We start from the raw sequence: 14,241 nt of genomic DNA on the forward strand, positions 1-14,241 counted from the left end.
CGTATCCCAGTGAGCGCGGGGAGGCAAGACATAGTGACGTGAATTGGCGGGAAACGGCACGGCATCTGGTACGTGGTGCATCCTTCGGGTGTTAAATTGTGCATATCGCCCTGTCCAAATGACAAACCCCCGAAGCAGCTGCCCGGGGGTCGTCTTTGTCGTGTAGCGCCAGTGGGATGATATTATCGCCCGGCGCGTTTGCGTGTCGCGCTACGCTGCGACGCGGGCTTCAGAGAAGACCTTCGCGTTGGGCTTTCTTGCGCGCCAGCTTGCGGGCGCGGCGAATCGCCTCGGCCTTTTCGCGGGCTTTCTTCTCCGACGGTTTCTCGAAATGCTGCCGAAGCTTCATTTCGCGGAAAACGCCTTCGCGTTGCAGCTTTTTCTTCAGGGCACGAAGCGCCTGATCGACGTTGTTGTCGCGAACACTAACCTGCATGTGGTGTCACCACCTTTCCAAGTTGAAGTTGCATTAGAGTGCAGGAAACCGGCATATAGCAAAGCCCCGTTCTTTTGTCTAGGGTGGGGCGCAACGAACGGAGGCAAGCGATGACAGAGCCAGATATCAAGGCCCGGTTGCTGGATGCGGCCAGGATGCATGTCCCTTTTGACGGCTGGACCGAGGCCGCGTTTCAGGCCGCGATGGCCGACACGGGGGTTGCGGAAGGCGTGGCGCGCGCCGTGTGTCCGCGCGGCGCGGTCGATCTGGCGCTGGCCTATCACGAAGAGGGCGATCAGGTGATGCTGGAGCGTCTGAGCGCCACCGATCCTGGCGACATGCGCTTTCGCGACAGGATCGCCGCCGCCGTGCGGTTCCGGCTGGAGGCCGTGGAGGACAAGGAACTGGTGCGCCGTGGCATGACGCTGTTCGCGCTGCCGACCCATGCCGCGGATGGGGCCAGGGCGGTTTGGGGCACCTGCGATCGTATCTGGACGGCTTTGGGCGACAGTTCGGACGACGTGAACTGGTACACCAAGCGTGCCACCCTTTCGGGCGTCTATAGCGCGACGCTTCTCTATTGGCTGGGCGATGACAGCCCGGATCATCAGGCGACGTGGGATTTTCTGGATCGCCGCATCGACGACGTGATGTCGTTCGAGAAGTTCAAGGCGCAGGTGCGCGACAACAAGCTGCTGAGCGGCCTGATGGCCGGGCCCTTGAAGGTTCTGGATAATATCCGCGCCCCACAACACCCCGGATCGCGCCCCGACATGCCGGGCCGCTGGACCGGACAAATCTGAGGAGACAGGCATGAGCCAGACAATGAACGCCGTGGAGATCACTCAGCCCGGCGGCCCCGAAGTGCTGAGGCTGAGAACCCGCCCCGTGCCGACGCCGCGCGTCGGCGAGGTTGTGATCAGGGTGGCTTATGCCGGGGTCAATCGCCCGGATGCCTTGCAGCGCGCGGGGCTTTACGCACCGCCTCCCACCGCCAGCGATTTGCCGGGGCTGGAAGCTGCCGGAGAGATCGCCGCCGTGGGCGAAGGCGTCAGCGACTGGTCGGTGGGCGATCAGGTCTGTGCGTTGCTGCCCGGCGGGGGGTATGCCGAATATGTCGCCACGCCTGCCGCGCATTGCCTGCCCGTGCCCAAGGGCATGGGCCTGCGCGAGGCCGCCTGCCTGCCCGAGACATTCTATACCGTCTGGTCCAACGTCTTTCAGCGCGGCGCGCTGAAAGGGGGCGAGCGGTTTCTGGTGCATGGCGGGTCGTCCGGCATCGGCACCACCGCGATCCAACTGGCCCACGCGTTCGGCGCGCGGGTGTTCACCACCGCCGGGTCGGATGAAAAATGCGCCAAATGCCTTGAGTTGGGGGCCGAGCGCGCGATCAACTACCGCGACGAGGATTTCGTCGAGGTGATCCGCGCCGAGGGCGGGGCTGACCTGATCCTCGACATGGTGGGCGGCGATTACCTGCCGCGTAATGTCAAATCCCTGGCCGATGACGGGCGGCTGGTGCAGATCGCCTTTCTGCAAGGGCCCAAGGTCGAATTGAACTTTGCGCAGGTGATGATGCGGCGGCTGACGATTACCGGCTCCACCCTGCGACCGCAAAGCGATCAGGCCAAGGCGGCAATCGCCGAGGAGTTGCGCACGCATGTCTGGCCCTTGCTGGAAGCGGGCAAGATCGCCCCGGTGATGGATTCCGAATACGAACTGCCCAATGCCGCGCTGGCCCATGCCCATATGGAAGAGAGCGCGCATATCGGGAAAATCGTTCTGAAAGTGGGCTGATCCCGTGGGGGCGGTGCATCTGGTGGTGCTGGCCCTGACGCTGTTGAGCGTCGGGCTGAGCGGATACGCGATCTGGCGTGATTCCGGGCTGGAGTGGTCTTTTGCCGTGCCCGCCCCCCCCGCACCCGAAGATGCGCCGCGTTTCGAAACGGTGTTCGAATATTCCGTCGATCAGGGCATTGCCCATTCCCCGGCCATCGTGGTGCAGGACGAAGGGCCCGAGATCGTCTGGTTTCAGGGTTCGTCCGAGGCGCGGCCCGATGTTGCGATCCATCGCGTTGGGCTGACACGCGATGATGCCGGGCAATGGCGGGCAGGACCGCCGGAACCTTACATCACCAGCCACGCGCTTGGGGATGGTTTCGTACCCCGCCAACTGGTCGTGACGTTAGGAAACACCATAGAAAACGAGGGCGCGGAACAGTCGCTTTATGCGACGGTCGTGTCGGTGGGTGGTTGGGCGATGGCGTCGATTGCGGATGTGCGTATGCAGGACGGTCGCCCGGTGAGGGCCCGCAAGCTGAGCCTGTCGCCCTTTCTGAACCGGTCTTTTCTGGTGAAATCGCCGATGGTCGAATATGCCGACGGGTCCTTTGCGCTTCCCGCCTATTTCGAGATGGGCAGCACCTATGGCGCGCTGGTGCGGTTCGATGCAGAGGGGCGTGTGCGCGATCAACGCCGGATGACCGGGCAGGGCATCAAGCCGATCCAGCCGATGATTGTGCCCTTGGACGCCAGCCGCGCGGTGGCGTTCTTGCGCGATTTCAACGACAGTGGGCGGATCTATGTCAGCCGCACGGAAGATGGCGGGAGAAGCTGGAGCAAGGCGGGAGCCACCGACATCGCCCATCCCAACGCGCCGGTGGCGGCGCTGCCGGTGGCGGGGGGGCGCATCCTGATGGCGATGAACGGCAGCGGAGGCGATGCCAATCAGTTGCACCTGGCCCTGTCCGAAGACGAGGGCGAAAGCTGGCGGATGATCCACACGCTTGAAAAGACACGCGGCGAGGCGCGCTATCCGATGCTGCGCCGCTTGCCGGATGGGGACATCCTGCTGGCCTATTCGCAGGGCACGAAAACCGGTTTGCGGGCCGTGGTGATGAACGAAGCATGGGTGGCGGCGCAATGAGCGGTGTTCTGGCGGCAGGCGGATTGGGCGTTCTTGTCGCCTGGGTGGTGTTCGCGCTGGCCGGGTGGTTCGTGGCCGCGCCGTTGTCGGTCTGGCTGGGCGGGGTTGTCGGCGCTCTGGCAGTGTTGCTGCTGCGGGACACTGTGCCCATGCGTGGCCTGGTGGCATTGCTGGCGCCCTTCGGCGTGATGCTGCCCGCATTGGCGCTGCGGCATATGGCGGCCAGGCTGGGCCTGCCCGTGATGCCTTTTGGGACGGTGGACCTGCTGGTGTTCCTTGTGGCTTATATCGTCTTTCTGGCCAGTGCCATGGGGGCGCTGCCGGTGGATATCTATCGGCTGGGTTACGCCCCGTTCCCGGTGGCGGTGCTGGTGCTGGCGGTATGTGCCTATGGGCTGATCACCGGAAACTGGTTTCTGCCACTGGTGGCGGTGTTGGGGCAGGCCTTGTGGATCACGGGTTGGGGCAGCAGCAACTGGTTCGATTACGTCACCCATGTGCTGCTGGTGCCGATGGCCGCTGTAACACTGGTGCTGCGGCTGTTTTGAGTCGTGGAAGGCGCTGCGCCATTGAGTATTTGAGGAAAAGTGAAGGTGCGGGGCCTAGCGGATCGGCGCGAACAGGGCGTCTTTCATCGTGCAATCGCGCACCGTGTCGCGGCCGCAGGGAACGGGCTTCAGGTCTGTCGACAGGCACAGGCGGGCCTCCTGAATGCGGCCCTCGCGGCAGGTGATGGTCAGCATGTCGCGCTCCCACCCCGGATTGGCCTTGAGGAACGCTTCTTCGACCACGCTGGCAGGCAGTTTGACTGGGTCCTTGAGCTTGCGAAAGACCTCCGGGCGGTTGACGGCCTCGTAGGCCCTGCGCGACAGGGCGTAATAGGCCGGTGCCGACAGGCCCGAGCAACTGCCGTGCTTTTTCCACTGATACCAGGCCAGCCCGGACGTGCCCATGATGTCGGCCATCCCGGCGGTCATGGCGCGTGATGGCGGGCGTTCGGCGGTCTGGCAATGCGAGGGCCAGCCCCGGTGATATTGCGGCCAGAGCCCGTGCAATACCCAGCCATGATCGGCGGAGGCATCGCATTGCGGCGATCCGCGTGCGTCGCCTTCGAGCGCGCACCATGTAGGCGACCAGCTGAGCGACAGAACGTAGTAGTCGAACGCACCGGGGCGGCCACCCTCGGCGCGGGCCATGCCGGCCAGAAGCAGGAACACAAACAGCACACGCATTCTTTGGTCTTTCAATTTCTCGCCGCGCCTACTATATAGCCGCCAAGTTCCCCGACAACGGAAACCCGCACCCGCAAAGGTGCCGCCGAATTCCGGCGACGGGGAAGATATGCGTGAAGGAGGTCCGTGGGACATGGCAAAACCGCTTATGGCAAAGGCCACCGCCGTCTGGCTGGTGGACAACACGACGCTCAGTTTCAAGCAGATTGCCGATTTCTGCGGTCTGCACGAGCTGGAGATTCAGGGGATCGCCGATGGCGATGTGGCCGCCGGTGTGAAAGGGTTCGATCCGATCGCCAACAACCAGTTGACGCAGGATGAGATCGACGCCGCCGAGAAAGACCCGCTGCACAAGCTGACGCTGAAGTTCAACCCCGCCGCCGTGGGCGAGGAAAAGCGCCGCGGCCCGCGCTATACGCCGCTGTCCAAGCGTCAGGACCGCCCGAACGCGATCCTGTGGCTGGTCAAGTTCCACCCCGAACTGGCCGACAGCCAGATCGCCAAACTGGTGGGCACCACCAAGCCGACGATCCAGACGATCCGCGAACGCACCCATTGGAACATCGCCAACATGCAGCCCGTCGACCCGGTGGCACTTGGCCTGTGCAAGCAGTCCGAACTGGACGCCGCCGTGCAGAAAGCCGCCTCCAAGAAAGCCAAGGAAGGCGAAGCGATGAGCGACGACGATCGCCGCAGGCTGCTGAGCACCGAGCAGAGCCTTGGCGGCGATACCGAGCCGCGCATCCCGACCGCCATCGAGGGGCTTGAAACCTTCAGCCTCGGCGGGGACAGCGAGGATGAAAAAGAGCCGGAAATCGACGCCGACAGCTTCTTCAACCTGCCCGCAGACAGCGATGAGGACGACGAGGACGAACAGCCCTGATACTGGCCGTTCGGCTGAAATACGAAACCCGGTCGCTCATGGTGGCCGGGTTTTTTCGTAGATCGGAACGCGGTGCCGTGCCGGTCAGAGCGTCTTGCGGGCGTTGAGCGCGGCGCTGATCGTGCCGTCGTCGAGATAGTCCAGCTCGCCACCGATGGGCACGCCCTGCGCCAGCGACGTCAGGGTCACGCGGCCCTCGAGCTGGTCGGCGATGTAATGCGCGGTGGTCAGGCCATCCACGGTGGCGTTCAGGGCGAGGATGACCTCGGAAATCCCTTCGGCCTCGACCCGGTTCACCAGTTGCGGAATGCGCAGGTCTTCGGGGCCGACCTGATCCAGCGCGCTGAGCGTACCGCCCAGAACGTGATAGCGCCCCTTGAACGCCTGCCCGCGCTCCATCGCCCAGAGATCGGCCACGTCCTCGACCACGCAAAGCTGACCGTTGGCGCGTTTTTCATCCGTGCAGATATCGCAGATATCGGTGGTGCCGACATTGCCGCAGTTGAGGCATTCGCGCGCCGTGGCGGCGACCTTCTGCATCAGGTCGGCCAGCGGGATCAGTTGCAGATCGCGCTTGGCGATCAGATGCAGCACCGTGCGCCGTGCCGAGCGCGGCCCGAGGCCGGGCAGTTTGGCCATCAACTCGATCAGGGAATCGATATCGCGGTTCGAGGACATTGAAACAGCCGTTGCGCAGGGTGATCAGGGCAGGAGCGAGGGGATCAGAACGGCAGGTCCATGTCTTTGGGCAGGCCCATGCCTTCGGTGATCTTGCCCATTTCCTCCCTGGCTTTCTCGCCGGCCTTGGTCTGGGCGTCCTTGATCGCGGCAAGGATCAGGTCCTCGACCACTTCCTTGTCGTCGGAGTTGAAGATCGACGGGTCGATGTCCAGCCCCTTGAGCTCGCCCTTGGCGGTGCAGGTGGCCTTGACCAGCCCGGCGCCGGATTCGCCCTGCACGATCATCTGGTGCATCTCTTCCTGCAGGCTGGCCATCTTCTGCTGCATTTCCTGGGCGGCCTTCATCATCTTGGCCATGTCGCCCATCTGGCCCAATCCCTTGAACATGTCGGTTATCTCCTTGCGTCGCGCGGCCACAGGGGCCGGTCGTGTTGCGTTACATATCGGGGCGGCACGGGCGGAAGGCAAGCCGGTCGTGCCGCGGTGTCTGTCACTCTTCCTCGAAGGGGTCCCATTCGTCTTCGACTTCGGGCAGGGCTTCGGCACCGGCGTCGGCGGCAATATCGTCTTCGGTGCGGATCGAAGTGATGGTGGCCTTGGGAAAGGCCATCAGCACGGCCTGCACCAGCGGGTGTTCCGTGGCCTCGGCCCTGAGCGCGTTTTCGGCGGCATCGCGGATTTCGGAAATCGTATCGGCCCCGCCCTCGTTCACGAGGGTGACACCCCAGCGAATGCCGGTCCAGCGCTGCAACGCCGCGCCGAGGCGTTGTGACAGGTCCTGCGGGGCGTTGGGGGTGGGCTGGAATTCGATCCGGCCGGGGCGGTAGGAGGCCAGCCGCACATGGGTTTCGACCTCGACCAGCAGTTTGACATCGCGTTGCATGCGGATCAGTTCGACCACATGCTCGAAGGTCGGATAGTGCATCAGGGCTGTGTCTTGCGCCAGCGCCAGCGCCTGACCGTTGCCCGAGGCACTGGGGCCCGACGGGCCGGGATGTGTGGGCGCGGGGCCGGCAGGACTGCCCTGGGCCTGCGTACTATGGCCCTGCGCGCCGCCAGCCACGCCGCCACCGCCGCCCGGACCGGGGGCAGGGGGCGCAGGGGTGTCGCGCAGTTTGCGCACCAGTTCTTCGGGGCTGGGCAGATCGGCCACGTGGGTCAGGCGGATCACCGCCATTTCGGCGGCCATCATGGCGTTGGGGGCCTCGGCCACCTCGTCCAGCGCCTTGAGCAGCATCTGCCACATGCGCGTCAGCACCCGCATCGGCAGGGCCTCGGCCATCTGCTGGCCGCGGGTACGCTCGTCCGGGCCGATGGTGGGGTCTTCGGCGGCTTCGGGTGTGATCTTGACCACGGAAATCCAATGCGTGACCTCGGCCAGATCGCGCAGTACCGCCATCGGGTCGGCCCCTTCGGCATATTGGCCTGACAGTTCGGTCAGCGCGCCCGCCGCGTCGCCCTTCATGATCAGGTCGAACAGGTCCAGCACGCGGCCCCGGTCGGCCAGCCCCAGCATGGCGCGCACCTGTTCGGCCCCGGTTTCACCGGCGCCGTGCGAAATCGCCTGATCCAGCAGAGACGTGGCATCGCGGGCCGAGCCTTCGGCGGCGCGGGTGATCAGCGCCAGCGCATCATCGCTGATCTGTGCGCTTTCGGCATCGGCGATCCTGCGCAGCAGCGCGATCATCACCTCGGGTTCGATCCGGCGCAGGTCGAAGCGCTGGCAGCGTGACAGCACCGTCACCGGCACCTTGCGGATTTCGGTGGTGGCGAAGATGAATTTCACATGCTCGGGCGGTTCTTCCAGCGTCTTGAGCAGCGCGTTGAACGCGCTGGTCGAGAGCATGTGAACCTCGTCAATGATGTAGATCTTGTAGCGGGCCGAGGCGGCGCGATAGTGAACGGATTCAATGATTTCGCGGATATCGCCCACGCCGGTGCGGCTGGCGGCGTCCATCTCCAGCACATCGACATGCCGGCCTTCCATGATGGCCTGGCAGTGTTCGCATACGCCGCAAGGTTCGGTCGTGGGGCCTCCAGTGCCATCCGGGCCGATGCAGTTCATCCCCTTGGCGATGATCCGCGCGGTGGTGGTTTTGCCGGTGCCGCGGATGCCGGTCATGATGAAAGCCTGTGCGATCCTGTCGGTTTTGAACGCGTTCTTGAGCGTGCGCACCATGGCGTCCTGCCCGACCAGATCGGCAAAGGTTTCGGGCCGGTATTTCCGGGCAAGAACCTGATAGGGTTTGGCGGGGGTGTCGTTCATGTCGGGCCTTGTTGGATTCGCGGGTCAGGGGCCAACCTAAAGCCGGGCGCGGGGGCCGTCCACCTTGCTTTTGAATGCCGATGGGGCAAGGATATGCCCGGTGCGGTGCAGCACAGGGGGATCACATGCGGTTGAGAGGAATCCGGCGCAGCCGGAATATCGAGGATCGTCGCCGCATGGGCGGCAGGGCCGGGGCCGGGATCGGAGGGGTCGGCCTGTTGATCGTACTGGCGGTGGGTTATTTCGCGGGGATCGACGTGACGCCGCTGTTGCAGGGCATGCCGCAGCAGCAGAGCGCGCCGCGCGAGTTGAGCTCCGAGGAAGAGCGCGCCGCCGAGTTTTCCGCGCAAGTCCTTGCAACGACAGAAGAAGTCTGGGGCCAGATATTTCCGCGACAAGTGGGACGGGACTATACGCCGCCGGTGATGGTGCTCTATTCCGGCGTGACCCAGAGCCCTTGTGGCGGGGCCAGCGGGGCGACGGGGCCGTTTTATTGCCCGGCGGATCGCAAGGCCTATCTGGATACCGAGTTTTTCAGCACCCTGTCGCGCGAGCTGGGCGCGCGCGGCGATTTCGCGGCGGCCTATGTGATCGCGCATGAGGTGGCCCATCACGTCCAGAACGAACTGGGCATTCTGGGGCAGGTCAACGAGCGCCGTCAGGCGGTGGGCCAGGCGCGGGCCAACGCCCTGACCGTGCGGCTGGAATTGCAGGCCGATTGCCTGTCAGGGGTCTGGGCACGGGCGGTGGACGGGCTGCTGGAGCCGGGCGATTTGAAAGAGGCGCTGAACGCGGCGCGGATGATCGGCGACGACCATCTGCAACGCCGCGCGGGCCGGGTGCCGCAACCGCATACCTTTACCCACGGCACCAGCGAACAGCGCGCCCGCTGGTTCACTGCCGGGTATGAAACCGGCGACATCAACAGTTGCAACACCTTCCAGGCGCGCAACCTGTAAGGCGCTGAAATCATGTCGGGATTCGTCATTCATGCCTTATCTGTCTCGGACGGTATCCTGGCCATCGCGCCGATGCCGGGGCGGGGCGGGCACTATGCCGAGGACATGGCGCACCTGCATGACTGGCGGCCCGCGCTGGTGATGACCATGCTGTCGCATCCCGAACTGCGCGCCACGGGGCATCAAAATATCGGGGCCGATTTGCAGGATATGGGCACGCGCTGGATGCATGTGCCAGTGCCGGATATGGGCGTGCCGGGCCCCGAGGCCGAGGAGGCGTGGCACAAGGCCAGCAATGCGGCGCTGTCGGCCTTGCAGGGCAAGGGGCGGGTGCTGATCCATTGCATGGGAGGCTGCGGGCGCTCGGGCATGGCGGCGCTGCGGCTGATGATCGAGGCCGGAGAGGTGCCGGGGGCGGCATTGGAGCGGCTGCGGGCGGTGCGGCCCTGCGCGGTGGAGACGCCGGAACAGCTCGATTGGGCGAATCGGGGTTAAGATACTGTGTTGCAATGAAAACCCCGTTCGGCATCGCATCGGTAAAACGTCGGTATCGCGTCGGTGCGGGGCACCGCCGTGCCGGGGGTAACAGGGCGTGCGCAGGTCGAAACGTACGAAATGGACGCGGGTTTTGTACGAAACGAACACGGCATTCCCCCGGATCGTCTGCGATCCGGTTCGCGCCCGACCTCGCCCCCCAGGGCGGGCGCGAACCTGCGGTTGTTCCCTTGCGGCAATGGTCTGAATCTCGCGCCCCCTCCCCCTGTCCATCCCGGCAAAACCCGCCTAGTCTCATCCCCGAGGCAGTGATGCGAGGGCGGTGTGGGTAAGGTTCTGGTTCTGGGGGCGTATGGGCTGATCGGGGCGGCGTGTGTGACTGCGCTGAGGGCGCGCGGGGCCGAGGTGATCGGGCTCGGGCGCTCCGAAATGGCGGCGCGGCGGGCGCATCCGGGCATCGGGTGGATTTTCTGCGATATGGCGGTTCAGACGGTCGCGGACTGGCGGCGGCATCTGACGGATGTCAGCGTGGTCGTGAATGCCGCCGGGGCCTTGCAGGACGGGGCAAGGGACAGCCTGCACGCCATCCATGACAGTACCATCGCCAATCTGTGTGCGGCGGCCAGGGGCAGCGATCTGCGGATCATACAGATTTCGGCGGCGGGGGTATCGCCCGAGGCTTCGACGGAATTTTTCCGCAGCAAGGCGCGGGGCGATGCGCATGTCCGGGCCTCGGGGCTGGACTGGACCGTTCTGCGCCCGACGCTGGTGATCGGACGCACCGCCTATGGCGGTACGGCGCTGCTGCGCGGGGTGGCGGGGCTGCCGATGATCGGCGCGCGAGTGTTCGACGCGTGCCCGGTGCAGGCCATTGCGCTGGAGGAACTGGCCGGGGCCGTGGCCGATTGCACAGAGGGCAGGATGCCAGCCCGGCAGAGCTATGACCTGACCGAGCAGCCGGTGCGCGGCTTTGGCGAAACGGTGGCCCTGTTCAGGAACTGGCTGGGCTTTGCGCCTTTTGCGTGGCGCGTGCCGGTGCCGCCCGTGGCGATGCGGCTGGCCGGGTGGGGGGCGGATGCGCTGGGCTGGCTCGGCTGGCGTTCGTCCCTGCGCACGAGCGCGCTGCAAAGCATTGCCGATGGGGTGACGGGCGATCCGTCGGGCTGGCTGGCTGCTGGCGGGCGGGCCTTTACCCCCTTGCCCGAGGTTCTGGCCAATACCCCGGCCACGTTGCAGGAGCGCTGGTTTGCCCGGCTTTACCCGATGATGCCGCTGGTCATCGCGACCCTGTCGCTGTTCTGGCTGGTGTCGGGGCTGGTCGGGCTGTGGCAGTTCGGGCGCGCGGCGGAGATGCTGACAACGCGTGGCCTGCCCGATGGGCTGGCCGGTCTGGTCGTCGGGGGTGGGGCGATTGCCGATATCGCGCTGGGTGCGCTGGTGCTGTACCGGCCCTGGGCCGTGCGGGCCTGTCTGGCGATGGTCGTCGTGTCGCTGGGCTACATGGCCGGGGCGGCGGTGGTCGCGCCGGATTTATGGGCCGATCCCGCCGGTCCGATGGTCAAGGTGATCCCGGCGATGGTGCTGGCGCTGCTAGGCGCCGGGATGCTGGAGGAGCGATGAGTTACGAACTGTTGTTGTTCCTGCATGTGATCGGGGCCTGCATATTGCTGGGCACCGGGGCGGGAATCGCGTTTTTCATGGTGATTTCGAACCGCAGCCAGCAGCCCGGGCTGATCGCGCATACGGCGGGCATCGTGGTGCTGGCCGACACGATATTCACCGCCACGGCGGTGGTGGCGCAGCCGATCACGGGGGTGCTGCTGGCGCGGGTCGTCGGCTGGCCGGTTTTCGAGGGGTGGATTCTGGCCGCGCTCGGGCTTTATGTGCTGACCGGAGCGTTCTGGCTGCCGGTGGTCTGGATACAGGTCCGGCTGCGGCGGCTGGCGGCAGAGGCGGCCCGGCAGGGGCAGGGGCTGCCCGCGCAGTATCATCACCTGTACCGGATATGGTTTGCCTGCGGGTTTCCGGCCTTCGCGGCGGTTCTGGGCATCGTCTGGCTGATGATCGCCCGCCCCGATCTGCCGTTTTGAGCGACATGCGCCCGGGGCGCGGTGTTTCTGTGGGGATGTGGTGAGAGGCTGGACAACGACCCAAGCGGGGCTCGTTACGGCTGCTTCCTTCCGGACCTGACCGGGTTGGCGAGGCGCTTGCCCGCGCCAACCTCTCAATTTGTTACCTAGGGATGTTGCGCCGGATTCGCAAGGGGTTCTGACCCTACCGTCCGAGCGGCAGGCGCAGGCGCATGAAGCCGGTTTCGGTGTCGCCCAGATCGGTGGCCCCCAGATCGGCGATTTCCTGCGGATAGGCGCGCAGGCCGGGGCCGGTCAGGTGCAGGGTGCTGGCGCCGGGCACCGGGGCAAAGGACCATGTGGGCGTGACGCGGCCCGTCACCGGCGCGCCCTTGCGGATGAAGGCCGCCAGGATGTCGCGCACCGGTGTTTCGCCTTGCAGCACGATATCCGGCTCGGGCAGGGCCGGGTAGGAGCCGCCGCCGAAGGCGCGGTAGCTGTTGGTGGCGATCAGGAAACGGTCGCTGTCGGTGACGGGGGCCCCGTCATGTTCGAGATCGACGATGCGCGATGCGCCGGGATTGGCGATGCTGCCGTCGGGCGCGTAGCGCGGCGGTTGCGTCAGGTCGATCCGGTAGCGGATACCGTCGATCACGTCGAAGGCATGGCCCGGCATCAGGCTGTTGCAAAGCATCTGGTCGGCGCGGTCGGGAACGATCAGGCGAAAGCAACTGGCGGCGCGTTCCAGCCAGTCGCGCAGGCGCGCCCCGTCGATCCGCGCCCCGACCAGCGTATTGGGAAAGGAATAGAGATCGGCCGCATGGCGCAGGCGCAGCGGCCCGGCGGGCACGTCCGTATAATATTGAGGTCCGGCGCGCCCGCCGGTCTTGAACGGGGCGGTGGCCGACAGAACCGGCAGCCCTTCGTCCACAGTGCCGCGCACGGCCTGTTCCAGAGCCTGCGTCTTGGCGCGGTTGATCAGTTGCAGCATGGGATCGGTGCGGGTCATCGCCAGGTAGCTGTGCAGGGGCGCCTTCGTGCTGTTCAGCGGTTGGGCGACCAGTTTCAGCGTATGGTAATGGGCGTCGTCCAGCACGGAGCACAGGACCGGGTCGGGCGGGACGCGCGGCCCGGCGGTGTTGGGGGCGACGGGGCGGGCCTCGGCCCGATGGCCCGCGATGCGCCAGCCCTCGGGGCCCGGCGTCAGGGTCAGGTCCAGAACCCCCAGATGGGACCCGCCAAAGCCCGCCATGACGGCCGGTGTTCCATAAAGCGTGCCGGTTTGCGCATCGCCGCCCGGTATCGGCGCGCCCTGCGGGGCGGGAAACACCCGATGGCTGTGGCCGGCCAGTATGGCGTCGATCCCCGGCACGGTGGCCAGCGACAGGGCGGCATTTTCCTGATCGGGCCGGTCGGGGCCGGTTTCGATGCCCGTATGGGCCAGCGCGACGATCAGATCCGCCCCGGCGGCGCGCGCGATGGGCACAATCCGGCGCGCGGTGTCGGTGATTCCCTGGCTGTCCAGCCGGTCGCAAAGATGGGTGCGGTCCCAGATGGTGATCTGCGGCGGCACCAGCCCGATCACCGCGACCCGCAGGTCATGGGCGTTTCCCGCTCTGTCCTCGAGGCGGCGCTCCAGCATCTGGAACCTCGCAAAGGCCGGTTTGCCCGAGGCGCGGTCGGTGACATTGGCGCAGGTCACCGGAAACCGGGCCTGAGCCAGCGTGCGGCGCAGGGTGTCCAGCCCGAAATTGAACTCGTGATTGCCCAGGCCGACCGCATCGTAGCCAAGCTGGTTCATGGCGGTGATCACCGGGTTGTCGCCTTTCCACCCATTGGCGGGGATGGCCGTCAGATCGCTCATCGGCGTGCCTTGCAGGAAGTCGCCGTTGTCGAACAGCAGGCAGTTGCGCGCTTCGCGCCTGGCCCGCGCGATCAGGGTCGCGACGCGGGCGAGGCTGTGGGGCTGGTCGCTTTGGTTCGTGTAATAATTGAACGGGAGGAGATTGCCGTGAATATCGGTCGTTTCCAGCAACCGCAGGTCGATCTGCACGCTTCCGGTTTCGGGACGTCCCGCAGTGGAAACGTGGGGGCGTGTGTCTTCCACGGGCGAGTGTTCTCCGATCATGACCTGATACGAACCGTACGCCGCACTTCGAAGAAATGAGCGCGAGGAAAAAAGAAACACTCGTAAACCTGTTCAATTTTAAGGGTATACCGGAAGTTGTTCAATCACTCATTGCGCGAGGGCGGACCTGTCGGAAAGATGCCGCCGACATCTGGGTGCTTGCCCGC

General features: G+C 65.5%; 15 protein-coding genes and 1 other RNA gene. 9 read left to right on the top strand and 7 right to left on the bottom strand.

The window, feature by feature from the left end; all coding sequences use genetic code 11:
* Window positions 1–229: 229 nt before the first annotated feature.
* Window positions 230–436: a 30S ribosomal protein S21 gene (rpsU, locus tag BUB53_RS09875; RefSeq protein ID WP_007818122.1), complete on the bottom strand. Its 207-nt coding sequence runs from the start codon at window positions 434–436 to the stop codon at window positions 230–232.
* Window positions 437–546: 110 nt separating this feature from the next.
* Between rpsU and BUB53_RS09880 the strand changes: the two genes are divergently transcribed.
* Genes BUB53_RS09880 through BUB53_RS09895 form a run of 4 tightly spaced genes read left to right on the top strand, consistent with a single transcriptional unit; the run spans window position 547 to window position 3,910 of the window.
* Complete coding sequence (locus BUB53_RS09880; RefSeq protein ID WP_073034548.1) at window positions 547–1,239, top strand: COQ9 family protein; 693 nt, start codon at window positions 547–549, stop codon at window positions 1,237–1,239.
* A gap of 10 nt (window positions 1,240–1,249) precedes the next feature.
* Window positions 1,250–2,233 carry an NAD(P)H-quinone oxidoreductase gene (locus BUB53_RS09885; protein ID WP_073034549.1) on the top strand — a complete coding sequence of 328 codons (984 nt, stop codon included), beginning with the start codon at window positions 1,250–1,252 and terminating at the stop codon, window positions 2,231–2,233.
* A 4-nt stretch (window positions 2,234–2,237) separates the two neighbouring features.
* On the top strand, window positions 2,238–3,362 hold the full coding sequence (locus BUB53_RS09890; RefSeq protein WP_073034550.1) for an exo-alpha-sialidase: 1,125 nt from the start codon (window positions 2,238–2,240) through the stop codon (window positions 3,360–3,362).
* Window positions 3,359–3,910, top strand: a complete 552-nt coding sequence (locus tag BUB53_RS09895) for a hypothetical protein (protein WP_143163183.1) — start codon at window positions 3,359–3,361, stop codon at window positions 3,908–3,910. Before BUB53_RS09890 ends, BUB53_RS09895 begins: the two co-directional genes overlap by 4 nt.
* Before the next feature lie 54 nt (window positions 3,911–3,964).
* Here BUB53_RS09895 and BUB53_RS09900 read toward each other — a convergent pair whose 3' ends face one another.
* Window positions 3,965–4,594 carry a ribonuclease T2 family protein gene (locus BUB53_RS09900; protein WP_073034552.1) on the bottom strand — a complete coding sequence of 210 codons (630 nt, stop codon included), beginning with the start codon at window positions 4,592–4,594 and terminating at the stop codon, window positions 3,965–3,967.
* 133 nt (window positions 4,595–4,727) lie between these two features.
* On the opposite strand from BUB53_RS09900, the gene BUB53_RS09905 reads away from it, so the two are divergent.
* Window positions 4,728–5,477: a DUF1013 domain-containing protein gene (locus BUB53_RS09905; protein WP_073034553.1), complete on the top strand. Its 750-nt coding sequence runs from the start codon at window positions 4,728–4,730 to the stop codon at window positions 5,475–5,477.
* Window positions 5,478–5,561: 84 nt separating this feature from the next.
* Here BUB53_RS09905 and recR read toward each other — a convergent pair whose 3' ends face one another.
* The 3 genes from recR to BUB53_RS09920 form a co-directional block, all read right to left on the bottom strand.
* Window positions 5,562–6,155 carry a recombination mediator RecR gene (gene recR, locus BUB53_RS09910; RefSeq protein ID WP_073034554.1) on the bottom strand — a complete coding sequence of 198 codons (594 nt, stop codon included), beginning with the start codon at window positions 6,153–6,155 and terminating at the stop codon, window positions 5,562–5,564.
* Between the two features lie 44 nt (window positions 6,156–6,199).
* Window positions 6,200–6,544, bottom strand: a complete 345-nt coding sequence (locus BUB53_RS09915) for a YbaB/EbfC family nucleoid-associated protein (protein WP_073034555.1) — start codon at window positions 6,542–6,544, stop codon at window positions 6,200–6,202.
* Window positions 6,545–6,647: 103 nt separating this feature from the next.
* The gene (locus BUB53_RS09920) at window positions 6,648–8,423 is read right to left on the bottom strand and encodes a DNA polymerase III subunit gamma/tau (protein WP_073034556.1); all 1,776 of its coding nucleotides are present in this window, start codon (window positions 8,421–8,423) and stop codon (window positions 6,648–6,650) included.
* Window positions 8,424–8,548: 125 nt separating this feature from the next.
* On the opposite strand from BUB53_RS09920, the gene ypfJ reads away from it, so the two are divergent.
* The 4 genes from ypfJ (at window position 8,549) to BUB53_RS09940 (ending at window position 11,967) form a co-directional block, all read left to right on the top strand.
* Entirely contained in the window at window positions 8,549–9,382 is an 834-nt protein-coding gene (ypfJ, locus tag BUB53_RS09925; protein WP_073034557.1) for a KPN_02809 family neutral zinc metallopeptidase, read from the top strand.
* Between the two features lie 12 nt (window positions 9,383–9,394).
* Entirely contained in the window at window positions 9,395–9,877 is a 483-nt protein-coding gene (locus BUB53_RS09930) for a protein-tyrosine phosphatase family protein (RefSeq protein WP_073034558.1), read from the top strand.
* A gap of 324 nt (window positions 9,878–10,201) precedes the next feature.
* Window positions 10,202–11,497: an SDR family oxidoreductase gene (locus tag BUB53_RS09935; RefSeq protein WP_073034559.1), complete on the top strand. Its 1,296-nt coding sequence runs from the start codon at window positions 10,202–10,204 to the stop codon at window positions 11,495–11,497.
* Complete coding sequence (locus BUB53_RS09940) at window positions 11,494–11,967, top strand: DUF2269 family protein (protein ID WP_073034561.1); 474 nt, start codon at window positions 11,494–11,496, stop codon at window positions 11,965–11,967. The genes BUB53_RS09935 and BUB53_RS09940 overlap by 4 nt, the downstream gene beginning before the upstream one ends.
* A gap of 38 nt (window positions 11,968–12,005) precedes the next feature.
* On the opposite strand, the gene ffs is transcribed toward BUB53_RS09940, so the two are convergent.
* Both ffs and BUB53_RS09950 read right to left on the bottom strand, forming a co-directional pair.
* Window positions 12,006–12,104: signal recognition particle sRNA small type (gene ffs / locus BUB53_RS09945), an RNA gene on the bottom strand.
* A 47-nt stretch (window positions 12,105–12,151) separates the two neighbouring features.
* Window positions 12,152–14,053: a bifunctional 2',3'-cyclic-nucleotide 2'-phosphodiesterase/3'-nucleotidase gene (locus BUB53_RS09950; protein WP_159437799.1), complete on the bottom strand. Its 1,902-nt coding sequence runs from the start codon at window positions 14,051–14,053 to the stop codon at window positions 12,152–12,154.
* Window positions 14,054–14,241: the final 188 nt, after the last annotated feature.

Source organism: Roseovarius pacificus, assembly GCF_900142665.1.
Classification (GTDB): Bacteria; Pseudomonadota; Alphaproteobacteria; order Rhodobacterales; family Rhodobacteraceae; genus Roseovarius; species Roseovarius pacificus.